The 22,602-nt window shown below is 31.8% G+C and carries 21 protein-coding genes and 12 tRNA genes; 4 read left to right on the top strand and 29 right to left on the bottom strand.

Features of this window, described 5'->3' with window-relative positions; all coding sequences use genetic code 11:
* Positions 1-5: 5 nt before the first annotated feature.
* The 8 genes from fabG to I6U51_RS09135 form a co-directional block, all read right to left on the bottom strand.
* On the bottom strand, positions 6-752 hold the full coding sequence (gene fabG, locus I6U51_RS09170; protein ID WP_211142364.1) for a 3-oxoacyl-[acyl-carrier-protein] reductase: 747 nt from the start codon (positions 750-752) through the stop codon (positions 6-8).
* Positions 753-767: 15 nt separating this feature from the next.
* A complete protein-coding gene (gene fabD / locus I6U51_RS09165; RefSeq protein ID WP_211142363.1) occupies positions 768-1,703 on the bottom strand; it encodes an ACP S-malonyltransferase in 936 nt (311 codons plus the stop codon).
* A gap of 14 nt (positions 1,704-1,717) precedes the next feature.
* Positions 1,718-2,665 carry an enoyl-[acyl-carrier-protein] reductase FabK gene (gene fabK / locus I6U51_RS09160; RefSeq protein ID WP_211142362.1) on the bottom strand — a complete coding sequence of 316 codons (948 nt, stop codon included), beginning with the start codon at positions 2,663-2,665 and terminating at the stop codon, positions 1,718-1,720.
* A gap of 51 nt (positions 2,666-2,716) precedes the next feature.
* Complete coding sequence (locus I6U51_RS09155) at positions 2,717-2,935, bottom strand: acyl carrier protein (RefSeq protein WP_211142361.1); 219 nt, start codon at positions 2,933-2,935, stop codon at positions 2,717-2,719.
* 29 nt (positions 2,936-2,964) lie between these two features.
* Positions 2,965-3,945, bottom strand: a complete 981-nt coding sequence (locus I6U51_RS09150; RefSeq protein WP_211142360.1) for a beta-ketoacyl-ACP synthase III — start codon at positions 3,943-3,945, stop codon at positions 2,965-2,967.
* Positions 3,938-4,414 (bottom strand): MarR family transcriptional regulator, encoded by a 477-nt coding sequence (locus tag I6U51_RS09145; protein WP_211142359.1) that lies wholly within the window; start codon positions 4,412-4,414, stop codon positions 3,938-3,940. Before I6U51_RS09145 ends, I6U51_RS09150 begins: the two co-directional genes overlap by 8 nt.
* Positions 4,415-4,490: 76 nt before the next feature.
* Positions 4,491-5,573: an NAD(P)H-dependent flavin oxidoreductase gene (locus I6U51_RS09140; RefSeq protein ID WP_211142358.1), complete on the bottom strand. Its 1,083-nt coding sequence runs from the start codon at positions 5,571-5,573 to the stop codon at positions 4,491-4,493.
* 274 nt (positions 5,574-5,847) lie between these two features.
* Positions 5,848-6,837, bottom strand: coding sequence for a M23 family metallopeptidase (locus I6U51_RS09135; protein WP_211142357.1), 990 nt, complete (start codon positions 6,835-6,837; stop codon positions 5,848-5,850).
* Positions 6,838-7,015: 178 nt separating this feature from the next.
* Between I6U51_RS09135 and I6U51_RS09130 the strand changes: the two genes are divergently transcribed.
* Together I6U51_RS09130 and I6U51_RS09125 are read left to right on the top strand one after the other, a co-directional pair.
* Positions 7,016-8,014: a DnaD domain protein gene (locus I6U51_RS09130; protein WP_211142356.1), complete on the top strand. Its 999-nt coding sequence runs from the start codon at positions 7,016-7,018 to the stop codon at positions 8,012-8,014.
* The gene (locus I6U51_RS09125; protein ID WP_211142355.1) at positions 8,007-8,990 is read left to right on the top strand and encodes an ATP-binding protein; all 984 of its coding nucleotides are present in this window, start codon (positions 8,007-8,009) and stop codon (positions 8,988-8,990) included. The genes I6U51_RS09130 and I6U51_RS09125 overlap by 8 nt, the downstream gene beginning before the upstream one ends.
* A 107-nt stretch (positions 8,991-9,097) precedes the next feature.
* Here the strand turns inward: I6U51_RS09125 and I6U51_RS09120 are convergent.
* The 14 genes from I6U51_RS09120 to I6U51_RS09055 form a co-directional block, all read right to left on the bottom strand.
* Positions 9,098-9,173, bottom strand: a tRNA-Thr gene (locus tag I6U51_RS09120).
* 10 nt (positions 9,174-9,183) lie between these two features.
* Positions 9,184-9,260 (bottom strand) — tRNA-Asp (locus I6U51_RS09115).
* 9 nt (positions 9,261-9,269) lie between these two features.
* Positions 9,270-9,345, bottom strand: a tRNA-Val gene (locus I6U51_RS09110).
* Between the two features lie 11 nt (positions 9,346-9,356).
* Positions 9,357-9,431: transfer RNA gene (locus I6U51_RS09105), tRNA-Glu, on the bottom strand.
* Between the two features lie 28 nt (positions 9,432-9,459).
* Positions 9,460-9,535: transfer RNA gene (locus tag I6U51_RS09100), tRNA-Thr, on the bottom strand.
* Between the two features lie 10 nt (positions 9,536-9,545).
* Positions 9,546-9,622, bottom strand: a tRNA-Asp gene (locus I6U51_RS09095).
* 8 nt (positions 9,623-9,630) lie between these two features.
* Positions 9,631-9,706: transfer RNA gene (locus tag I6U51_RS09090), tRNA-Val, on the bottom strand.
* A gap of 11 nt (positions 9,707-9,717) precedes the next feature.
* A tRNA-Glu gene (locus I6U51_RS09085) sits at positions 9,718-9,792 on the bottom strand.
* Between the two features lie 67 nt (positions 9,793-9,859).
* Positions 9,860-9,936, bottom strand: a tRNA-Asp gene (locus tag I6U51_RS09080).
* Positions 9,937-9,944: 8 nt separating this feature from the next.
* Positions 9,945-10,020 (bottom strand) — tRNA-Val (locus I6U51_RS09075).
* Positions 10,021-10,031: 11 nt separating this feature from the next.
* Positions 10,032-10,106 (bottom strand) — tRNA-Glu (locus I6U51_RS09070).
* A 169-nt stretch (positions 10,107-10,275) separates the two neighbouring features.
* Positions 10,276-11,091 (bottom strand): pyruvate, water dikinase regulatory protein, encoded by an 816-nt coding sequence (locus tag I6U51_RS09065; protein WP_211142354.1) that lies wholly within the window; start codon positions 11,089-11,091, stop codon positions 10,276-10,278.
* A 21-nt stretch (positions 11,092-11,112) separates the two neighbouring features.
* On the bottom strand, positions 11,113-11,484 hold the full coding sequence (locus I6U51_RS09060; RefSeq protein WP_211142353.1) for a CoA-binding protein: 372 nt from the start codon (positions 11,482-11,484) through the stop codon (positions 11,113-11,115).
* Between the two features lie 129 nt (positions 11,485-11,613).
* Entirely contained in the window at positions 11,614-12,198 is a 585-nt protein-coding gene (locus I6U51_RS09055) for a hypothetical protein (protein ID WP_211142352.1), read from the bottom strand.
* Between the two features lie 229 nt (positions 12,199-12,427).
* Here I6U51_RS09055 and I6U51_RS09050 point away from each other — a divergent pair, with 229 nt between their 5' ends.
* Complete coding sequence (locus I6U51_RS09050; RefSeq protein ID WP_211142351.1) at positions 12,428-13,660, top strand: BaiN/RdsA family NAD(P)/FAD-dependent oxidoreductase; 1,233 nt, start codon at positions 12,428-12,430, stop codon at positions 13,658-13,660.
* A 17-nt stretch (positions 13,661-13,677) separates the two neighbouring features.
* On the opposite strand, the gene I6U51_RS09045 is transcribed toward I6U51_RS09050, so the two are convergent.
* Together I6U51_RS09045 and I6U51_RS09040 are read right to left on the bottom strand one after the other, a co-directional pair.
* Positions 13,678-14,424 (bottom strand): acyl-[acyl-carrier-protein] thioesterase, encoded by a 747-nt coding sequence (locus I6U51_RS09045; protein WP_211142350.1) that lies wholly within the window; start codon positions 14,422-14,424, stop codon positions 13,678-13,680.
* A gap of 123 nt (positions 14,425-14,547) precedes the next feature.
* Positions 14,548-15,834, bottom strand: coding sequence for an adenylosuccinate synthase (locus tag I6U51_RS09040; protein WP_211142349.1), 1,287 nt, complete (start codon positions 15,832-15,834; stop codon positions 14,548-14,550).
* A 530-nt stretch (positions 15,835-16,364) separates the two neighbouring features.
* Between I6U51_RS09040 and pgsA the strand changes: the two genes are divergently transcribed.
* A complete protein-coding gene (gene pgsA / locus I6U51_RS09035; RefSeq protein WP_211142348.1) occupies positions 16,365-16,907 on the top strand; it encodes a CDP-diacylglycerol--glycerol-3-phosphate 3-phosphatidyltransferase in 543 nt (180 codons plus the stop codon).
* Positions 16,908-16,952: 45 nt separating this feature from the next.
* Here the strand turns inward: pgsA and I6U51_RS09030 are convergent, their stop codons facing one another.
* The 5 genes from I6U51_RS09030 to lonC all read right to left on the bottom strand — a co-directional run bounded on the left by I6U51_RS09030 (position 16,953) and on the right by lonC (position 22,597).
* Positions 16,953-17,162 carry a DUF3006 family protein gene (locus I6U51_RS09030; RefSeq protein ID WP_211142347.1) on the bottom strand — a complete coding sequence of 70 codons (210 nt, stop codon included), beginning with the start codon at positions 17,160-17,162 and terminating at the stop codon, positions 16,953-16,955.
* 51 nt (positions 17,163-17,213) lie between these two features.
* Complete coding sequence (locus I6U51_RS09025; protein ID WP_246517204.1) at positions 17,214-18,854, bottom strand: response regulator; 1,641 nt, start codon at positions 18,852-18,854, stop codon at positions 17,214-17,216.
* 286 nt (positions 18,855-19,140) lie between these two features.
* Positions 19,141-19,216: transfer RNA gene (locus tag I6U51_RS09020), tRNA-Thr, on the bottom strand.
* A gap of 122 nt (positions 19,217-19,338) precedes the next feature.
* Positions 19,339-20,676: a replicative DNA helicase gene (locus I6U51_RS09015; protein ID WP_211142346.1), complete on the bottom strand. Its 1,338-nt coding sequence runs from the start codon at positions 20,674-20,676 to the stop codon at positions 19,339-19,341.
* A 25-nt stretch (positions 20,677-20,701) separates the two neighbouring features.
* Positions 20,702-22,597 (bottom strand): Lon family ATP-dependent protease, encoded by a 1,896-nt coding sequence (gene lonC, locus I6U51_RS09010; RefSeq protein ID WP_211142345.1) that lies wholly within the window; start codon positions 22,595-22,597, stop codon positions 20,702-20,704.
* Between the last annotated feature and the right edge of the window lie 5 nt (positions 22,598-22,602).

Here is a 22,602-nt window from a genome sequence, read left to right as displayed (position 1 = left end):
TTAATTTACATAACCATTCCGCCATCTACATTTATTACCTGACCAGTAATATAATCTGCAGACGGTGAAACTAAAAATGCCACCATATTTGCTATATCTTGTGCACTACCAAATCTTTTTAAAGGTATGCTATTTAGCGTGCTTTCTTTAACCTTATCTGATAGAACTTCTGTCATATCTGTTTGAATAAATCCCGGCGCCACAGCATTTACATTAATTCCTCTTGAAGCAAGCTCTCTTGCCGCAGATTTAGTAACTCCTATTATTCCTGCTTTTGCTGCAGAGTAATTTATTTGACCTGCATTACCAGTTACACCAACCACTGAAGATATATTAACTATCTTTCCACCTTTTTGCTTTACCATCACAGGTGCAGCATGCCTTATACAGTTAAATGCTCCCTTTAAATTTACATCTATAACCTTATCGAAGTCTTCTTCTTTCATTCTAAGAACTAATCCATCTTTAGTTATTCCTGCATTATTAATAAGTATATCTAAAGATCCAAAAACTTCAACAGCCTTTTTTACTATATTTTCAGCATCTGAAAATATGCTAACATCTCCTTGAACTGCTATAGCCTTACTTCCTTTACTTTCAATTTCTTTAATTACATCTTCAACAGATTTAGAATCACTTCTATAATTAAGTACTAAATTTGCACCAAGTTCTGCTAGTTTAACCGCTATAGCTTTACCAATTCCACGACTAGCTCCAGTTACTATTGCCGTTTTTCCTTTTAAACTTTCCATATGCCATTCTCCATTCTACTTTTTTAATTTCTCTATAGTACTTTCTAGAGATTTTAAATCTTGAACATTTAAAATTGTAGCTTTTCTATTTATTTTTTTTACAAAGCCACTTAATGCCTTTCCTGGACCAATTTCCACAAAAGTATCTACTCCCATATCCATCATTGTTTTTATACTCTTTTCAAAAAGTACTGTGCTCATTACTTGCTTTTTTAGATATGGTTTTATATTATCCTTATTCTCAACAATTTCCCCAGTAACATTTGTTATTACAGGAATTTTGAAATTATTTATAGAAATATCCTTAAGCTCCACTTCTAACTTTTCTGCTGCTGGTTGTAACATTGATGTATGAAAAGGACCGCTAACAGCTAACATTACAGTTTTTAATGCTCCCTTTTCCTTTAATTTTTCACAAGCAGCTTCAACAGCTTTTACTTCTCCTGCAATTACTATTTGACCTGGGCAATTTAAATTTGCAGGTTCAACTACACCTATATTAGAACATTCATCACATACTTCTCTTATACTCTCTTCATCTAATCCAATAATAGCAGCCATAGTACCAATACCTTGTGGTACCGCCTCCTGCATATACTTTCCTCTCTTTTTAACTAACTTTATTGCTTCTTCAAATTCTAATGCTCCACTATAAACTAAAGCAGAGTATTCACCCAAGCTTAAACCTGCAGTAACATCAGCATGTATGCCATGGCTTTCTAATGCCTTAAGTGCTGCAATACTTACAGTTAAAATAGCAGGCTGAGTATTTTCTGTACTATTTAACTCATCCTCTGGTCCCTCAAAGCACATTTTACTTATAGGAAGTCCTAAGGCTTTATCAGCACTTTCAAAAACTTCTCTGCACCCTTCTATATTATCATATAATTCTTTTCCCATGCCTACATATTGTGCTCCCTGACCTGAGAATAAAAATGCTATTTTACTCATATAGCCCTCCTAAGTTATTTAGCTCCAAAAATTTGGCTAACATTTTTTAATTGTGTTTCTGCTTCAGTAAATATTTCTTCTATTATTTCATTACAACTTTGCTCTTTACAAACAAGTCCTGCTATCTGTCCAGCCATTACAGACCCATTGTCAATATCACCTTCACGTACAGCTTTGGAAAGAGCTCCTCTACCAAGTTCCTCAAACTTTTCTAATTCAGCTCCCTCTTTTTCAAGTATTTGGAACTGTCTAGTTAATTTATTTCTCAAAACACGCACTGGGTGACCTGTAGGTCTACCTGTAACCTGTGTATCAATATCTTTTGCGCCTAGTACCTTATTCTTGTAGTTTTGATGAACAGTACATTCATGTGCAACTAAAAATCTTGTGCCAACTTGTATTCCTGCTGCTCCAAGCATAAAAGCTGCAGCCGCTCCTCTTCCGTCACCTATTCCTCCTGCAGCTATTACAGGAATATTTACAGCATCTACTACCTGTGGAACTAATGCCATAGTTGTAAGTTCGCCAACGTGTCCTCCTGACTCGCAGCCTTCAGCAATAACTGCATCTACACCAGCTCTTTCCATTCTCTTTGCTAGTGCCACTGATGCCACTACAGGAATAACCTTTATACCGTGCTGTTTCCACATATCAATATATTTACCTGGGTTGCCTGCTCCAGTTGTAACTACTTTAACTCCTTCTTCACAAACCATTTTAGCTACGGCCTCTGCAGTCTCACCTAAAAGCATTATATTTACTCCAAAAGGCTTATCTGTCATTTGCTTAGCCTTTCTTATTTCATCTCTTACCCATTCTAACGGAGCATTTCCGGTTATAATACCGATACCTCCTGCATTAGATACTGCTGCAGCTAAAGAACTATCTGCAATCCAAGCCATACCTCCTTGGATAATAGGGTACTTTATACCAACCATTTGGGCAAATGCGGAATTGATCATATTTTTTCCTCCTGATCATATATAAATTTATTATTTAACATTAGTCTACTTTTATATTTTTTTCTCAACAAAGCTTACTGCTTCCTCTACAGTTTTAATTGACTCTGCATCTTCTATTTGAACTCCAAATTCTTCTTCTATTTCAATTATTATTTGAAATAGGTCTAACGAATCTATACCTAATTCTTTAAATGAAGTGTCTATTGTTATATCCTCTTCATTTAATCCTAGTTGTTCTGCCATTATTCTTCTTATTTTCTCAAATACCATTTTGTCCTCCATAGTTTAAATAAATTTTCTTACCATTCTATTATTAATCCACCGTAGGTAAGTCCTGCTCCAAAACCTATAAGTAAAATCTTATCACCTGTTTTTAGCATATTTTTTTGTACCATCTCATCTAGCGCAATAGCAATGCTAGCTCCAGATGTATTGCCATATCTGTCTAAATTAATATAAAATTTTTCTTCACTTATACTTAATTTTTTGATTGCAGATTCAATTATTCTATGATTTGCTTGATGAGGAATTATATATTTTATATCTTCAATTGAACACTTTGCATCCTCTAAAAGTTTTTCCACTCCCTTAGTCATAGTTCTAACTGCAAATTTAAATACTTCTCTTCCATCCATCTGTATTTTATAATTTTCAGGGATATAATCAGTTTTCTCTCGTACGTATGGATTGATAACTGGCATAGCTCCACAAGTTAGTGCATTTCCTTTACTTCCTTCTGAACCAGTATATATAGCCAATACCCCACCCTTATCAGAAGCTCTGAGTACAGCTGCCCCTGCACCATCACCAAATAGGACACATGTATTTCTATCCTCCCAATTAAGGGCTTTTGACATTGTCTCAGCTCCTACTACTAATATAGTTCTAGCAGCTCCAGTAGTTATAAATTGAGTAGCTACAGTTATTCCATAAATAAATCCTGAACAAGCAGCTGATAAATCAAAACATGTAGCATTCACAGCATTTATATTACCTTGTACCATGCAAGCTACTGAAGGAGTAAAGCTATCTGGTGTAATTGTAGCTACAATTAGTAAATCAATATCTTCAGGTTTAATATTGGCCATTTCAATAGCCTTTAGTGCTGCTTTTGTAGCCATATCAGATGTATTTTCGCCTTCAGATATTCTTCTTTCTCTTATACCAGTTCTACTGCTTATCCATTCATCACTGGTATCCATAATACAGGATAAGTCTTCATTAGTAACAATTTTTTCTGGTACATAACTACCTGTACCTATTACCTGTACTTTATTCATTGCCTTTCTCCTTTAAGTTAGTATTTAAGTTATATTTGGATATAAAAAATTTATTAATTTTATCTAGAGCTTTCACTAAAGTTTCCTCTTCCTCTTTTGTAAGTTCTTCAATGGTTCCCTTTACCATATCAGAATGAAACTTTCGATGAACTCTATAAGCAAGCTTTCCTCGTTTTGTCAGTTCAATATATACTATTCTTCTATCTTCTTCACTTCTTTTTCTTTCTACATAGCCTTTTCTGACTAGATGACCTATCGCTTTAGTCAGCGTTCCTAAAGTAATATGCAGCTGACATGCAACTTCTGTCATAGTTCTTGGCTTATACATTCCTATTGCTTCAATAGTATGTATTTCTGTAACGGATAAATCACTAAAAGAACCAGATTGAAGAGCGTTTTGTTCAATTTCTAGTATATCATTAAAAATGCCTACTAAAAGCTCATTTAAAACGCTAATACACTTAGTCACATAATCACCACTTCTAAAATTTAAATTAAATAAGACACATGAAAATAAACCTGCTACTATGCAAGTAGCAGTACTATTATTTACAATCAACTAAACTTTTTTCAGCATCAACAACAAGTTCATTAATTAACTCTTTTACAGTAACAATCCTATCTATTCTATACGCGCTGCTTCCTGCAAAAATAAGACCATCTTCAATATTGCCTTTAACTGCTTGTATTAAAGCTTTTGAAATACAATAAGGTGTATCTTTTGGATTACACTTTTTCAAACAATTATAGCATTTCTTAGGGCTAATTCTTTCTATTTCTACTTGATTGATGAATTCATTTTTAATGGCTCTTCCAGGAAGGCCTACAGGACTTTGTATAATTTTAATATCTTCCTTGCTTGAATTTACATATGCTTTTTTATATTCTAAATGAGCATCGCATTCTTCAGTTGCTACAAATCTTGTTGCCATTTGAACACCTGAAGCACCTAATTTTATAAATTTAGCAATATCTTCTCCAGTGTAAATACCACCTGCAGCCACTACAGGGATCTTTGATCCATATTCTTCTTCAAAAGGTTTTAACGCTTCAATTACTTCAACTACAATTTCCTCTAAAGTTAGTTTTCCTTCTCTAACATCATCAGCATGAAATCCTAAGTGTCCGCCAGCCTCCGGTCCTTCAACTACAACCATGTCAGGAATTTTATTATATTTTTTAATCCAATGCTTTGTAATAACTGAAGCTGATTTTCCTGAAGAGGCAATCGGTGCTATCTTAACATTACTTCCCTCAACTAATTTTGGCAATGTCAAAGGAAGTCCTGCGCCAGAAATTATTATATCTACTTGTTCCTCTACGCAAGCCTTTACCATTTCATCATAATTAGTAATGGCCACCATAAGGTTAACTCCTACTATTCCTTTAGGGCTTAATTCTTTTGCCCTTCTCACCTCGTTTTTTAGTGCTCTAACATTAGCTTCTTTAGTATTAGTTTCAAAATCTGGTTCTCTATATCCTATTTGGACTCCAGATATTATACCAATACCTCCTTCATTTGCTACCGCTGATGAGAGCCTATAACCGGATACCCCTACACCCATACCACCTTGGATAATAGGTACCTCCGCTTTTAAGTCTCCTATAATTAATGGAGGTAATTTCATTTGATCGTCCCCTTTAAAGTTATTTTTATCATCAAATATTTTGATAGTCAAAGTATATATTAAAAAAGAGTATATGTCAATAATTTTTCCATAAAAAGTAAATCAGGCGCTACTATTCCTTTATACAAAATAATTTTTATTAGAGGACAGTGAAGGAGGACTTTTCGACCTTACACTTCGGAAAATCCTCCTTCACTGTCCTCTGTCAATTATCCTCTGAAAAATAATACAACCTATTATTTTTATTTGCAAATTACAGTTTCAATATCTTATATTATTTTAAATACTTTAAAGGGTCTTGAGGCGCCCCATCAACTCTAACCTCAAAATGTACATGAGGTCCAGTGCTATTACCTGTACTTCCTACTTTTCCTATATTTTCACCTTTTTTAACTTGCTGACCTTCATTTACATCTATATTGCTGCAATGTCCATACACTGTTTGTACTCCTACTCCATGATCTATCTTAATAACCTTTCCATATCCATCTTCCCATTTTGCATAAACTACTTTTCCATCCATAGCAGCATGAATAGGATCTCCCATAGGTGCCCCTATATCTATACCATTGTGCATTTTCCCCCATCTCATACCAAAAGGTGATGTTATAGTTCCTTTAGATGGGAAACTTACAAAGCTAGTTACACTTAATGACCTTGAGAGGCTTACATTTTGCACTCCATTAGTTTCCTTTTCTTTTGAAAAACATATAAGAGGGTTGCTAGGATTTTCTTTCGCTATTTTTATTGTTTCTTCTATTGTACTTATATCTTTAATGTTGGTATCTTGTTTTACATAGGTTATACGGTTATTTAATTTAAATGTTCCATCTTTATCTTTTTCTTTATACTCATTTTTAATTATATCCAACACTTTAATCATTTCACTTTCATTAGCAAGCACTCCAACTTCTCTGCCATCTGATTTCATTAAAACCGTTGGTATACTCGTTCTACTATTTTTTATAATTGAGTTTTTAATTACGCTGCTATCTGCTATATTTTCATTTTTAATTGAAACCTCTTTAAAAGTTATATCATCCTTTAATGTAATTTTTCCGAACCTCTTTTCTAAATCTTTTTCTATATTTTTCTCCACATTATAAAAATCTTCTTTGTTTTTTACATAGGCTAACGGCTTACCATTCATATATACTTGATAAGCATTAAATTTATTGTAGTATATGTATTGGCCAGATACTATAATAGTAATTACTATAGACAAACTAGCTAATATTGCCTTAGCCCTATTACTAAGTGACAAACTGATCATCCTTTCATTATGATATTTTTGCTCTCACTTCTTTATTTTGCCTTATTTTTAAGAAATTATTACATGTTTTGTAATTTTTTTTAATTGTTATACTACTTCTATTTTGTTATAATGATTTATTAGAAACTATTTTTAACACTAAACATAGATAAAGGTAGGTCATGAAATTATGAGCACTTTCGTATTCAAAAGTGGTAATTCAAACTATACTCCGGTGAGTAATATTTTTATAGATAGATTTATGCCAAAGGCCCGAGGAGAGTTCGTTAAAGTATATCTTCTAGGGCTAAAATATTGTGTTTCTGGTGAACTTGGTGTAAGCTCTCAAATAATGGCTAGCGCCCTTCATCTCCTAGAAACTGATCTTTTAAATGCATGGAATTACTGGAGTGATGAAAATGTGGTTAAAATAATTCCTATAGATAACATGGGAAATTACAGTATTGAGTTTTTAGATCTAACAAATTCACCTAGTGAGAATCAAGAAGATATAAACTTACTTGAAGAATTAAATAAGAATTCTACAAAAGATATGCTTCAAGATATAGAGAGACTTTTGGGGAGACCCCTTTCATCAAAGGAAATGACTATGTACATAAGCTGGCTAAAAGATTTTAGCTTTAGCCCTGAAATCATACTACTTCTAATTCAATATTGTGCTTCAAAAGGTAAAACAGATTGTAGATATATAGAAAAGATAGCAATTGCGTGGTTTGATGCAAAAATTAAAAACATAGACGATGCTCAAAGCTTTATAAAAAAGCATGAAGATAAGTGGATTAAGATAAGAAAGATATTAGGTTACTTAGGTATAAAAGATGCAGAAATAATGAAACCACAAGAAGATATGCTGCATAAATGGATAAATACATATAACTTTCCATTAGATGTAATATACAAAGCCTGTGATGTATGCTTTCAGAGAATTAATAAAGCTGATTTTAAGTATATTGATGGGATTTTGGGCAGCTGGAACAAAGAAGGCCTTAAAACTGTAGAAGCCATAGATTCAAAAGATACTAAAAAAACTTATTACCCAAATAACTTTAATAAAAATAACAATGTGAATAAAGCTACAAACAGCACATTTAATAACTTTAAGCAGCGTAGTTACAATTTTAAAGATTTAGAAAAAAAATTATTAGGATGGGATAACAAAGATGATTAAAGGATATCACTCCAATATAATGAAGATATACGAAAATATAAGAAATGCCGAAGAAAAAGCGATTAAAGATAGACGAAAAGAAATTGAAGAGAAAGTACCAGATGTTTTAAATATAGAACGTGAAATCGGTAAACTTTGTGTTAAATTATCAATAAGTATACTTAATAATTCGGAAAACAGAGATGAATATCTTAATGAATTAAAAGAAAAAATAACTGATCTTAGAATAAAAAAGTCTGAATTACTAGTTAGAAACAATTATCCCTTAGACTATCTGGAACCTCAATATAGGTGTATTAAATGTAAAGATACAGGTTTTATTGAAACAAAAAAATGCACTTGTTATAAACAAAAGCTGGTAGAGTTATATTATGAAAATTCCGATTTGAAAACTATACTCGCAAAGAATAATTTCGAAAATTTTAATATTGAGCTTTATCCTTCTAGAAGAAACATAAATGAACCAATTAGTCCAAGAAAGAATATTGAAGAAATTGTATCTAAGTCATGGAATTTCATTGAGAATTTTTCTTCATCTCCTGAAAACTTATTGTTTTATGGAACTCCTGGCACTGGAAAAACTTTTTTATCAGATTGTATTGCTAAAGAGCTCTTAGACAGAGGGTACTTGGTAGTTTATAGAACCTCAGAGTCTCTAATACAAAATTTAAAACATATAAGATTTAATAATGATGAAAACCTAGAAGATTTGCTTATAAATTGTGATCTATTGATACTAGATGATTTAGGCTCTGAACAGATAACTGACTTTTCTAAAACGGAGCTGTTTAATCTGTTAAACAGAAAGCTATTAAATAGAAAAAAAATGCTAATATCTACAAATCATGATTTGGAAGAACTTCTAAAAATATATTCAGAAAGAATCTCTTCAAGATTACTTGGTGACTTTACTTTATGTAAGTTTTTTGGAGAGGATATAAGAATAGGTCAAAATATAAAAGGCAAAAGATTTTAAAACAACAATAGTTACAAAGGCACTATTAAATTATAGTGCCTTTTTTTGTGTAAATTTAAGCACTTACATAAAAAAACAAGCTACATATAAAATATGCAGCTTGTTTTTGGTGCTGGTTGCAAGAATCGAACTCGCGACCTACTGATTACAAGTCAGTTGCTCTACCTGCTGAGCTAAACCAGCGAATTAAATATGGCGACCCAGAAGGGACTCGAACCCTCGACCTCCGGCGTGACAGGCCGGCACTCTAACCAACTGAGCCACTGGGCCATAAATATGTGGTGGGCACAACAGGGCTCGAACCTGTGACCCTCTGCTTGTAAGGCAGATGCTCTCCCAGCTGAGCTATGCGCCCACATATTAAAATGGTGACCCCTAGGGGAATCGAACCCCTGTTACCACCGTGAAAGGGTGGTGTCTTGACCGCTTGACCAAGGGGCCATGCTAATTAAAAAGCAATTTTATTTAATGGTGCTGGTTGCAAGAATCGAACTCGCGACCTACTGATTACAAGTCAGTTGCTCTACCTGCTGAGCTAAACCAGCGAATTAAATATGGCGACCCAGAAGGGACTCGAACCCTCGACCTCCGGCGTGACAGGCCGGCACTCTAACCAACTGAGCCACTGGGCCATAATATATGGTGGGCACAACAGGGCTCGAACCTGTGACCCTCTGCTTGTAAGGCAGATGCTCTCCCAGCTGAGCTATGCGCCCATATATTATAATGGTGACCCTTAGGGGAATCGAACCCCTGTTACCACCGTGAAAGGGTGGTGTCTTGACCGCTTGACCAAAGGGCCATATTAGATTTTCATGTTATAAATTTAGACTTACAATATCATCATAATTATTTAATATAAATAATTATGGCGACCCAGAAGGGACTCGAACCCTCGACCTCCGGCGTGACAGGCCGGCACTCTAACCAACTGAGCCACTGGGCCATAATATATGGTGGGCACAACAGGGCTCGAACCTGTGACCCTCTGCTTGTAAGGCAGATGCTCTCCCAGCTGAGCTATGCGCCCATATATTATAATGGTGACCCCTAGGGGAATCGAACCCCTGTTACCACCGTGAAAGGGTGGTGTCTTGACCGCTTGACCAAGGGGCCATATTTATCTTTTCAGTTCACTTGCAGCGACCCGACATAGACTATAATACAAGATATTTATCAAAGTGTCAACATTTTTTTTATATTTTTTTATACTATATTATAGTTTTTGTCTAAAGTCCTTCAAAATCAGTGCTTTAGACAAAGTTTTGTATCATCTTTTTATATTTTAGTATTGCTTTAATCCCATATAATCTATGTGTTCCATTATTATTAATGCAGTATCTTCTATAGCTCTTTTTGTGACATCTATAATTTTACAATTAAGCTTTCTCATAAGTCTATCTGCAAATTCCAACTCATCTAAAACTCTTTCTGCATTTGCATATTGTATCTCTGTAGATAACTTAGAAAATTTATCTATTCTATGTCTTCTTATTTCAATAAGATGCATTGGGTCTATTGTTAACCCTATTATTTTCTTTCTATCAACTTCAAACAGTTCATTAGGTACTGGTACTTCCGGCATTATAGGTATGTTTAATGCCTTAATTCCTTTGTTAGCTAAATACATACAAAGTGGTGTTTTGGATGTTCTTGAAAGCCCTACTAAAATTACATCCGCATTTTTAATACCTGAATGATCTTTGCTATCATCATACTGAATAGCAAATTCCATAGCTTCTATTTTTTTATAGTATTCCGAGTCCATCTCCCAAACTGCACCTGGCTTATAATCAGGAAGCTTGTTCAAAATTCTAGAAGCAACGCTGATACAAGGACCTAGTACATTCATTATGTGTATACCAGTTTCTATACATCTTTGGATTAAAAACTCTCTAACATCAACTAAAACTATTGTTGATATAATCATAGTATTTTCTCTGTCTTCAATTTTGTTTATAAATTCATTTACATCTTCAAAGCTTTTTATGTATGGTACTCTCTGAACTTTTATATTATCATAGAACTGACAAGCAGTTGCTCTTGCAACTTGCTCAGCAGTCTCTCCTATAGAATCTGATACAGCATATATCGTAAACATTAATGACTCCCCCTTAAAAACTTATAACCTAGAAAGTTCTACAAGCGCACACCCTTCTATAGCTATAATACCCTTATTTCTACATAAACTCAATATTTCTTCACTTTCTGCTCCAGGTTGTATTAGCACTTTATCTATATTAAGGTTAGCAGCACTCTCAATTATCTTTAATCCCTGTATAGGATTTATGCATAAATCTATAACATCTATTTTATACTTCACCTCTTCTAGTGTTTTATATACCTTACCAGTAGTATCTCTAGGATTTACCCCCTCTACATTAAAATTAGAATCTCTCAAGCTACTTAATATTCTGAATGCATATTTACTTTCATTTAGCACATCACCAACAACTACCCAATTTTTGTAATTTAATAATTCTGAAGCTTCCATATAGCACTTTTCCCCTTTCAATAGAAAATTTTAATTAAGGCATCTGAAAGAAAATAAAAAGTAAAAGATGCCTAACCCTATTATGAATATTATATACAAAATAGAATTAAATATAAAAAAACTATCTTACTAATTATTTAGTAAGATAGACTCATTATTGATTATACTATTATTAATGACATTTTTTAACGTTTCTTCATATTTATTTTTTAGAATTTGCCTTTCTTTAATTTCCTCTTCTAAAGCTTTAATCTTTAATTCATATTCTTTCAAGAAATTACTTAAATTAATTTCCTTTATAGTAAAGCTAAAGTTATCTCCATATTTTTGACCTATTGCACTAATTTTAAATGTTCTTAAATTATTTATAACTATGAGTAAATTTTTTTCCCAAATTCCTTTTTTAATAAACTTAAACTCGTCTTCTAATACATCTATTTGCTCAACTTTCCTTCCAACGATATCTTCTATAAAGTTTATAAGTGTAGGATAAAAAGCAAATGTCATACCTTTGTTTAGTTTTATCTTTAATATATCTTCATACTGATCCAAAATCTTCTCAGAATCGTTCTCGAATATAAGCTCTACTTCATCCCTTCTAATAACCTTTTTATCATCATTTATTTGGACTGCAACGAAATCGTAGTTTATGCTTAGAACTTTCAACTCTTCTTTAGTACTATCTATAGATTTATTTAATATTTTAGCTCTCATAAAAAAATTCCTCCTCACTAAATATATTTTCAAGTGCGAGCAGGTCTAACATGTGATTATTTTTAGAATTACTGTACTATAATTATAACAACTATACTTTCTTCATTACAAATGTAATTTAAGCCCTGGTTTCTACATAGTGGATTATACCTATAAAAATTCTATTACCAAAACTATATTTTTACGATAAAATAATATAGAATAATTCGATTACAAGGAGTTGTTGTCTTTGTTTCATGAAATAATAATAGTAGGCGGCGGTGCTGCTGGTATAATAGCAGCAATTACCGCTAAAGATTCTGGAAAAGATGTTGCAATATTAGAGGGAAACAGCAGAATAGGAACTAAAATTCTTTCAACTGGAAATGGTAGGTGCAATATAACAAATAGCAATATTTCTTATTCAAGGTATCATAGTCAAAACCCTGAATTTTTTAAGTTTGCTTTAGACAGTTTTAAATTAGATGATACCACTAATTTTTTCTATTCCTTAGGTCTTCCCTTAGCTACTTTAGAAGATGGAAAAATGTATCCCTTATCACTTCAAGCATCTTCAGTACTTGATATATTTAGGTTAGCTATAGAAGACCGTAATATTCCTATATATCTAAATTCTAAAGTTAACGACATAAAAAAGAGCTCTAAGTCTTTTAAGCTATTTACTGAATCCAATGATGTATATGAGTGCAAAAAACTCATACTGTGTTGTGGTGGCAAATCAGCCCCTAATACAGGCTCTGATGGATCAGGTTTTAAGATAGCTAAATCATTAAACCATAATATAATAACTCCAATACCAGCCCTAGTACAGCTTAAATTAAGTTATAAAAATCTTAAGGCTTTGTCTGGAGTAAAATTCAATGGCTTTGCTGAAATATTTGTAGATGGCATTTCTAAAAGACGAGAATTTGGAGAAATATTATTTACAGATTACGGAATATCCGGTCCCCCTATACTTCAACTGAGTCGTACTGCTTCTGCCGCTTTATCTGAGGGCAAATCTGTGAATTTAACTATAGATATGATGTCTGATTTGGATAAAGAAAATCTAATAGAGTTTTTAGAAAATCACTGGGGAACATTTAGTTACAGAAGTGTCTACAATTCCTTTATCGGAATTATAAATAAAAAAGTTATTCCTATACTTTTAAAAGAGGCTTCAATAGATAATATACATAAACTATGCTGTGAATTAGATTGGAAGGAAAAACAACAGTTACTAAATCTACTTAAAGAATGGACTTTTTCAGTGTGCGATACTAACTCATTCAAAAACTCTCAAGTAACTGCTGGTGGTGTAGATACAAATGATATAAACCCTAAAACTCTTGAATCAAAAATAATTAAAAATTTATATTTTGCAGGTGAATTACTTGATGTTGACGGGGATTGTGGAGGTTTCAATTTACAATGGGCATGGAGTTCTGGATTTATAGCTGGAAAAAATGCTGCTGAAAAGTAAGGTCAGCAGCATTTTTCTTATTTCTCCCATTTAGTTTGAACTAAGCACAACTGTTTATCTTCTCCATCAACAACTCTATGGAAGCATGTTATATTATTTTCATTTGTCTCTATTTCTACTAAGACCTTTACTGTATCTCCATATGTAGTTTCTTTTTCATAGACCGTATTTACACTTGTAATTACATAGTTATTTACTATATCTAATGGTACAGCCTCTATAGCCCATTCTACATATTTCACATTATTAACATGTCTATTTGTATCTATGTCACTATACCTTACTTGAAAGACTTTTTCGCTATGTATTTCTAATGGCTCACTTATTTTTTCTATATCAAGAATATCATTTTTATCCTTCGGAACTCCATATGCATTATACATTTCTTCTGTCACTCTTATGGCTCTTCTTTTTTCAGTATCAATTAAGAACCATATAGATTTAGCCTTTCCTATAGTGTTTCCCTTTGAATCTACTATTTCAAAGACCCTATATGCATAAAACTTTTTAAAAGAATAAGGTTTAGTTATTATTTTAATCTTTTCTCCATATACAGGATATCTATACATATCTATATGCCATTTATGAAGAACCCACGCTATACCATGTTGTGTTAGGTAGTCTATTCCAACACCTATGTCTTCAGATTGCCTTATAGCAATATCCTGAAGATAATTCATTAAATTTGTTATAAGTAATCTTTTTTTACAGTCTATTTCGTAATATTGAACTTCATATTCTCTTTCTGTCACTATCTCACACATAGAACTACACCTCTCTATATATCATAAATTTATTTTATAATATATTCCTAAACTTTTCCATAATTTTTCATGAAAATAAAAAATTCAGGGTATAATTCTATTATACACCTGAATTTTTTTAAGTTATATTTCTGTCACTTCAATAGTTTGATCTCTTCTTGGTCCTACTGATACTATAGATATTTTTGTACCAGTAAATTCTTCTATTTTCTTTAGATATATCTTAGCGTTTTCTGGAAGATCATTATAACTTCTAGCATCTTCTATACTTTTATCCCATCCATCAAACTCTTCATATATTGGTTCACACTTAGCTAAATCTTCAAGACTTGCTGGAACGTAATCAATAACTTTTCCATCAAACTTGTAACCTGTACATACCTTTACCTTTTCCATTCCTGCTAGAGTATCTATCTTAGTTACAGCAAAACTTGTAAGACCAGAAATTCTTGCTGTAGTCTTAAGTATAACTAAATCTAACCATCCACATCTTCTTGCTCTTCCTGTAGTTACGCCATATTCATGTCCTTTTTCTCTTATCCAGTCACCAGTTTCATCAAATAGCTCTGTTGGGAAAGGTCCTTTACCAACTCTTGTTGTATATGCTTTAGCTATTCCTACTGCACTAGTTATCGCTGTAGGACCAACTCCTGCCCCTGTACATACACCACCAGCTATAGTATTAGATGATGTTACATATGGATATGTACCATAATCTATATCAAGCAATGTACCTTGTGCACCCTCAAATAATACTTTTTTACCTGCTTTTATGTTGTTAAATACTTCAACTGATATATCTTTTACAAAAGGTCTCATTCTCTCAGCATATTCCAAGTATTCATTATATATAGCACTAAAGTCTAAACTGTCCCCTCCGTAAATTTTTGTTATAATATCATTTTTAGCATCTACGTTATCCTTTAGTTTTTCTTCAAAAACTTCCTTGTGCATTAAATCGCAAACTCTTATACCGCTTCTTTCCATCTTATCAGTATAGCATGGTCCTATTCCTTTTCCTGTTGTTCCTATATCCTTTTTTCCTCTAGCCTTTTCTTTTATACCATCAAGTACCTTATGATATGGCATTATAAGTTGTGCTCTATCACTTATCATTAGTTTTTCTGGAGTTACATCTACTCCAACACCTTTTAAATAATCTATTTCTTCAAATAAAGCTTTTGGGTCTACAACTACTCCATTACCTATTACATTTAATTTAGTATCATAAAGTATTCCTGAAGGTATTAAATGAAGTTTATATTGTTTATCTCCAACCTCAACGGTATGTCCTGCATTGTTTCCACCTTGAAATCTAACTACAACATCTGCACTTTCTGCAAGATAATCTGTCATCTTACCTTTTCCTTCATCTCCCCATTGGGCTCCTAAAACAATAAATGCTGACATAAAAATTTCCTCCTCTTTTATTAAGTTAGCTATACTTAAGCATTGACGAATATTTATTGGCTTACTATATCTCTTGTCATATCAACTTCGGTAACATAATATTTATGATATATCTGTACCATAGTTTATATATCTTTATTGACACTTTTTTATTATATATTTCTTCCCTTATATACTACTAATATGCCAACTTAACATTAGTATATGCAGTTTATAAGTCTGTAAAAATTATTACTAATCCTTTATCGATTATCTTATAATTCTTTACATAGACACATGCATCCTATTTAATCCTATCAAAAGTGAATAGTTCAGTCAATATAAATACGAATATTAATTAATAAATTTAAATTAAGATTCGTAAATGTTTTCAATTTAGCTTTTTTATATTCATAATCTTATAAATATCTTTCATTTTTCAGTTAAAAGAATTAAAATATATTTATCTACTATTTAATACAAGCAACTCATTATTATTCATAGCATACACTAAAACAAAAATATAATTACTTTTATTTTGGAGTGATATTATGAATTTACCAAACATTCTCACTCTCTTTAGATTACTTTTAATTCCTGTTTTTATTTTATTATTTTTCTCAAATGTGCCTGATAACCTATTTTACTCTATAATGGTGTTTCTAATTGCTGGATTGACAGATATATTAGATGGCTATTTAGCACGAAAATACTCTCTAATAACTAAACTAGGCATAGTATTAGATCCATTAGCTGATAAACTTATGATATTAACTGTTTTAAGCTGTCTAGTAATAAAAAATTATATATCTTTGTGGATTCTTATAATAATTTCTATAAAAGAACTCTCTATGATATTCTTTGGCATAATATTATATAATAAAAATACCATAATTCCATCTAACAAGTTAGGAAAGCTTACAACTATATTATTTTACTTATCTATATTTACCTTAACTATCAATATAAAGTTAGGTACTTATCTTATATATTTGTCTGTTATAAGTGCGTTAATTGCTTTTGTTAATTACTTTATTTTGTATTATAAGAATAAACAATTATTAGGTAACAATGATAAGAGTGTACAAAAATAAAAGGCTAGAATAAAACCTTCTCAGTTTCACTCTAGCCTTTGCCACCTATTTCCACATATCTTTAGATAATTTCTCTATTGCATTTTTTCTTTTTTTAGTTTCTTCATGATCTATTGTTATGTGTTCTCCTATACTAAGAACATCACCTTCTCTAGCTTCTTTTGGTATTTTGCTTACTTCAATGTTTATTATCTGGCTATCATATAGTTCTACTATTGCAAAACTACCTTCAAATCTATCAAGTATACCAAACACGACAACACCTTCCTTTTTATAAATGTAAAAAGCAGTTATATAATATTATAATTATAAAAGATATAAAAATAATGAATCTCCATCCATACTATTTTGCTTATTCATAAAATAAGAGGTATTTCCAGTATCTGTTTTTACTGTACTGTAAACCATTTTTAAAAGTTCATCAATATTAAAAGGCTTAGAAATATAGTTGTCCATACCTGCATTCAAAAACTTCTCTTTATCTTCTTTTAAAGCATATGCTGTTAGAGCTATAATAGGTGTACGACTATCATTATTTTCTTCAGATTTCCTAATTATTTTTGTAGTTTGAATTCCATCTAGTATAGGCATTTGTATATCCATAAGTATTAAGTCATATTTCTTATTTTCAATAAGCTTTAAAGCCTCTTCTCCATTATTGGCAATATCACTTGTGTGTCCATTTTTCTTGAATAAATTGTATATTACCATTTGGCTTGCCTTATCATCTTCAACAATAAGAATATTCAACCTTCTACCAACTAAATTATTTGTTTGAACCTTTGCTTTTTTATCACTTATATTTGTACTACTGTATTTCTTACCTTTTTCTAAATATATATTAAATGAAAACACAGACCCTACATCTTTTCTACTTTTTACTTCAATTTTACCATCCATCATTTCTACAAGTCCCTTACAAATGCTAAGACCTAGGCCAGGACCAAAATTCTTTCTGGTATATTCTTTATTATCAATCTGACTAAAACCTGTAAATAATTTAGGTATGTCTTTTCTATCTATACCTATACCTGTGTCTCTTACCAAAAATTTCAAATTAACTTTTTTGTCAGCAGACTCTATCTTTTCAATTATGAGGGAAATAGTTCCATACTTAGTGAATTTTATAGAGTTAGCTATTAAATTATCCAAAATTTGCTTTATTCTTATAGGGTCACCAATTAATGTATCAGGTATTGATTCATCTATTTTTGCTTTAAACTCCAATTTGCTTTCAAGGGCCTTAATTGCAGTTAACCTTACAATCTCGTCTATGAGTTCTTTAAAATTAAATTCAACACTATCTAGTTTTATATTTCCAGATTGAATTTTAGAAAAGTCCAAAATACTATTAGTCATATCTAACAAACTTAATGCACTTGACTTCACTAAATTTAAGTTTTCTTTTTGTTCGGAGTTTAAATTAGTCATTAAAGTTAAATCTGTCATACCTATAATACCGTTAACAGAGGTTCTTATTTCATGACTTATATTAGCTAAAAATTCATTTTTAATTTTACTACCTGTTTCTGCATCTTCTTTTTCTTTTTTTAGCTCCCAAACTTTTATTTTGTAGTCAGTAATGTCATTTAATATTATTATTTTACCTTCAAATTCATTTCCAGCATCAATTATAGGTACTATTTTAATATTAAAATACTTTGCTCCTTTATTAGTCAAAATTTCTCTTTCCATTGAAAGTTCTGTATTTTCACTGTCAAGCTTCACTAACCTATCTTCAATTTGGCATACTAATTTATTTATCTCATTTTCAAACTCTATATTATAAAATGTGTCATGCGCTTTAGGGTTTAACTTAATAACTTTGTTGTTTTTATCTAATAAAATGGCTTCAAAAGGTAGTATCTGAAATATACTCAAATATCCTCCTTTATTAAAATCTATGTCAGTTTTATTATCTTTTTCACTTTCGTATTTATTTAACAACTATAATACCCCCCAAAATTTCACAAAATCCACATTGTTAAAACGATAACACTAAATTTTAATAAAATAACATATTCTCACCACTTAAAATCTAATATTAACAGTAATTTTTCATATTTCAATATATCAAAATATAAAACAAACCTTTTAGAGGTAAATTTAAAATATTCTGTATTCTGCATTCGCTCTAAATCTTCAAAATTACATTTAACAAAATTTAGCCTTTTGGTTTTAATTATAAATACAGAGAAAAAAAAATTCAACCCATTTTTATTAGAAATTAATATGGTGCTCCTAGCAGGAGTCGAACCTGTGACCTGCTGATTACGAATCAGCTGCTCTACCAACTGAGCTATAGGAGCATATACTATAATTAGTTTAACTTAATTTTACATAAAAGTAAAGTTTTCATGCAAATTCTACTGTGCATATTACTATAAATAAGGTAAAGGCTTTTACCTTATTTATAGTAAAAGCCCTTACCTTATTCTTGATGTATAACATCTAAATTTCCAAACTTACTAAATTGTCCTAACCAAGCTAATTTAACAGTACCAGTTGGACCATTTCTTTGCTTTGCTATTATACACTCACCTATATTTTTATCTTCGGTTTCCTTATCATAGTATTCATCTCTATATAAGAACATAACTAAGTCAGCATCCTGTTCGATAGAACCGGACTCTCTTAAATCCGATAGCATAGGTCTATGGTCTGTTCTTTGTTCAGGCGCACGAGATAACTGAGATAGTGCAATAACTGGACACTGCATTTCCTTTGCCAGTGCCTTAATTGATCTTGATATTTCTGAAACTTCCTGTTGTCTACTCTCAGAACCACCCTTACTACCTGACATAAGCTGAAGGTAGTCTATAAGTACTAGATCTATTCCCTGCTCTATTTTCAACCTTCTGCACTTTGACCTCATTTCCATTACTGACATACCAGCGGTATCATCAATAAATATTTTAGCACTAGCAAGCGGACCTGATGCTTTAGCAATATTTTCCCAATCCTTATCATCTAGGTTACCGGTTCTAAGCTTTAGCATATCTACATGAGCTTGCGAACATAAAAGCTTATATGCCAATTGTTCCTTAGACATTTCCAGGGAAAATATAGCTACACTTTTTCCTGCTCTAAGCGCTGCATGCTCTGCTAAGTTTAATGCAAAGGTGGTTTTTCCCATAGAAGGTCTTGCAGCTATCAACACCATATCACCCTTTTGAAAACCAGATGTTTTCATATCAAGGTCTCTAAATCCTGATGGAACTCCTGTAGTCTCGCCTTTATTATTAAAAAGCCTTTCTATTTCTAAAAATCCTCTTTCTAAAACTACACTCATAGGTTCAAAATCAGATGTACTTTTGCCATTAGATAAATTAAATATCTCTTTTTCGGCTAAATCCATAGTCCTCAATACATCATCTTGATTGTTATAACTCTCTTCTATAATTTTTGTAGAAGCTCTAATAAGTTTTCTTAAAATGGACTTGTCACTTACAATCTTTATGTATGACTGTACATTAGCCGTAGAAATCACAGATCCACTTAATTCGCTTATATAAGTTATTCCACCTGCTGCCTCTAACTTGTCTGTAGACTTTAAGTGCTCTGTAAGAGTTATTATATCCACGGCTATATCTTTTTGATAAAGATCCAAAATAGCATTAAATATGGCCTTATGTGAATCCTTATAAAAATCTTCAGTTTTTAAAACTTCCATAGCTTCAGCTATGGAAGTTTTATCTACAATCATAGAACCTATTACGCTTTGTTCAGCCTCAATACTATGAGGCATACTTCTAAGAGGTGCATCCATTTATCATCACTCCTTAGAATTTAATTTAAAATACTAGTTCAATAAGTTGTTCAATATTACTTACTGCCTTAACTTCTATATCTTCAAGTCCTTGAGGAACTTCTTTGAAATTGTCTTCTGGAACAATTACAAGTTTTATTCCTTTTCTTCTTGCTCCATAAATTTTTTCAAAAATTCCTCCAACAGGCTTTATATTACCTCTAAGCGATATTTCTCCTGTTATAGCTATATCCTGTCTTAATGGCTTGTTTAAAAGTGCGCTAATAATACACACTGTAATAGCAGCTCCTGCTGAAGGTCCATCAATTTTTCCTCCACCTATTACATTTACATGTATATCATAGTCACTTATATCCTTATCAGTTATTTTTCTGATAACTGACGCTGCATTAAACACAGAATCTTTAGCCATGCTTCCAGCTGTATCATTAAATCTTACTATCCCTTTTCCTTTTTCTTTTGCTTCAAAAACCGCTGTTTCTATTTCTATAGTAGACCCTATATATCCACTTACGCCTAACCCATATATATGTCCAACATCATATTTTGATTCTACTTTAACTTCCTCAAAAGGAACTAATCTACTTATAGATATTACTTCCTTTAAATTTTCAACTGTTATCTTTACCTTGTCTTTTAAGTTAGTATCCTGATCGTTGTAAAGTACATAACCATAAACATCTGATAGTATGTTTACTGCTTTTCTTCCTTCAATTGTGTATCTGCTTATAAGCTCAGACACGCCTTCTTCCAATTGTATATTTAACTTATCAGCAGCATTTTCTACTATTTGTTGTATATTTATTGATGTTAAAGGTTCAAAATATACTTCTGTACACCTTGACCTTAAAGCTGGATTTATTTCACTAGGCTCTCTTGTGGTTGCTCCTATAAGTACAAAATCTGCTGGTGCTCCATTTTCAAAAAGATATTTTATATATTTAGGTGTGTTTTCATCTTCTGGATCATAATATGAAGACGAAAATTCAACCCTCTTATCTTCTAATACCTTCAACAGCTTATTTTGAAGCATTTCATCTAATTCGCCAATTTCATCTATAAAAAGCACGCCGCCATGAGCTTCCGTAACAAGTCCAAGCTTTGGTTCAGGAATTCCTGTTTCAGCTAAATCTCTTTTAGTTCCCTGGTAAATTGGATCATGTACAGATCCAAGCAAAGGATTAGTAATTTCTCTTGGATCCCATCTTAATGTAGTGCCATCTACCTCTACAAATTTAGCATCTTTCTTAAAGGGAGTATATTTTAGCTTTTTTACTTCTTCTAGCGCAAGTCTAGCTGCAGTTGTTTTTCCAACCCCTGGAGGACCATATAGTATAATATGTTGAGGATATGGAGATGCTATCTTTGATAAAATAGCTTTTATTGCTGTTTCCTGTCCAACAATTTCACTAAAAGCTTCTGGTCTTAGAATACCTTGAATGCTTTTGCTTAATTTTTTAGAGTCTAGTACTTCAAGCTGAGCATATTTTTTAAGAGTTTTTGCATTTTCTGGACCTTTTTGCTTTTTTATTATACTTAATCTAACCTCATCCATATACTTATCTTGTTTTTCCATGAGGTTTTTTTCTACTTCGTTCTCTATTTTATTTTTCACATAATTTTTTGCTAATGCTTCTGAAATCCAAACATTTGTATCTTCAAGAGCTTCGTACATATTAGATTCATCTGGTATAGAATTTAATCCTTTACCATCACTTACTATTTTATTTAATGCATAAATTCTCTTAAATATATCTTTACTTTTTATATAGTTTTGCAGCTTATATTTTACTACTCTAGCCCTTACAGTACCTTCGTCTATTACTTTATTCAAAATATCATATAGAACATTTACCTGGGTATCAACTGGTATAGTATTAGCCAATTCCTGTTCCAACCCATCAACAAATTGTGATTTCACAAATT

Source organism: Clostridium aciditolerans (genome assembly GCF_016316925.1).
Taxonomy (GTDB): Bacteria; Bacillota; Clostridia; order Clostridiales; family Clostridiaceae; genus Clostridium_AM; species Clostridium_AM aciditolerans.
Note: the sequence above shows the minus strand (reverse complement) of the source record. Positions and strands in the feature narration are given on the sequence as shown.

Coding starts and splice junctions, on each gene's coding strand:
- fabG (WP_211142364.1), bottom strand. CDS start 752: ATGGAAAGTTTAAAAGGAAAAACGGCAATAGTAACTGGAGCTAGTCGT.
- fabD (WP_211142363.1), bottom strand. CDS start 1,703: ATGAGTAAAATAGCATTTTTATTCTCAGGTCAGGGAGCACAATATGTA.
- fabK (WP_211142362.1), bottom strand. CDS start 2,665: ATGATCAATTCCGCATTTGCCCAAATGGTTGGTATAAAGTACCCTATT.
- I6U51_RS09155 (WP_211142361.1), bottom strand. CDS start 2,935: ATGGTATTTGAGAAAATAAGAAGAATAATGGCAGAACAACTAGGATTA.
- I6U51_RS09150 (WP_211142360.1), bottom strand. CDS start 3,945: ATGAATAAAGTACAGGTAATAGGTACAGGTAGTTATGTACCAGAAAAA.
- I6U51_RS09140 (WP_211142358.1), bottom strand. CDS start 5,573: ATGAAATTACCTCCATTAATTATAGGAGACTTAAAAGCGGAGGTACCT.
- I6U51_RS09130 (WP_211142356.1), top strand. CDS start 7,016: ATGAGCACTTTCGTATTCAAAAGTGGTAATTCAAACTATACTCCGGTG.
- I6U51_RS09125 (WP_211142355.1), top strand. CDS start 8,007: ATGATTAAAGGATATCACTCCAATATAATGAAGATATACGAAAATATA.
- I6U51_RS09065 (WP_211142354.1), bottom strand. CDS start 11,091: ATGTTTACGATATATGCTGTATCAGATTCTATAGGAGAGACTGCTGAG.
- I6U51_RS09060 (WP_211142353.1), bottom strand. CDS start 11,484: ATGGAAGCTTCAGAATTATTAAATTACAAAAATTGGGTAGTTGTTGGT.
- I6U51_RS09055 (WP_211142352.1), bottom strand. CDS start 12,198: ATGAGAGCTAAAATATTAAATAAATCTATAGATAGTACTAAAGAAGAG.
- I6U51_RS09045 (WP_211142350.1), bottom strand. CDS start 14,424: ATGTGTGAGATAGTGACAGAAAGAGAATATGAAGTTCAATATTACGAA.
- I6U51_RS09040 (WP_211142349.1), bottom strand. CDS start 15,834: ATGTCAGCATTTATTGTTTTAGGAGCCCAATGGGGAGATGAAGGAAAA.
- pgsA (WP_211142348.1), top strand. CDS start 16,365: ATGAATTTACCAAACATTCTCACTCTCTTTAGATTACTTTTAATTCCT.
- I6U51_RS09015 (WP_211142346.1), bottom strand. CDS start 20,676: ATGGATGCACCTCTTAGAAGTATGCCTCATAGTATTGAGGCTGAACAA.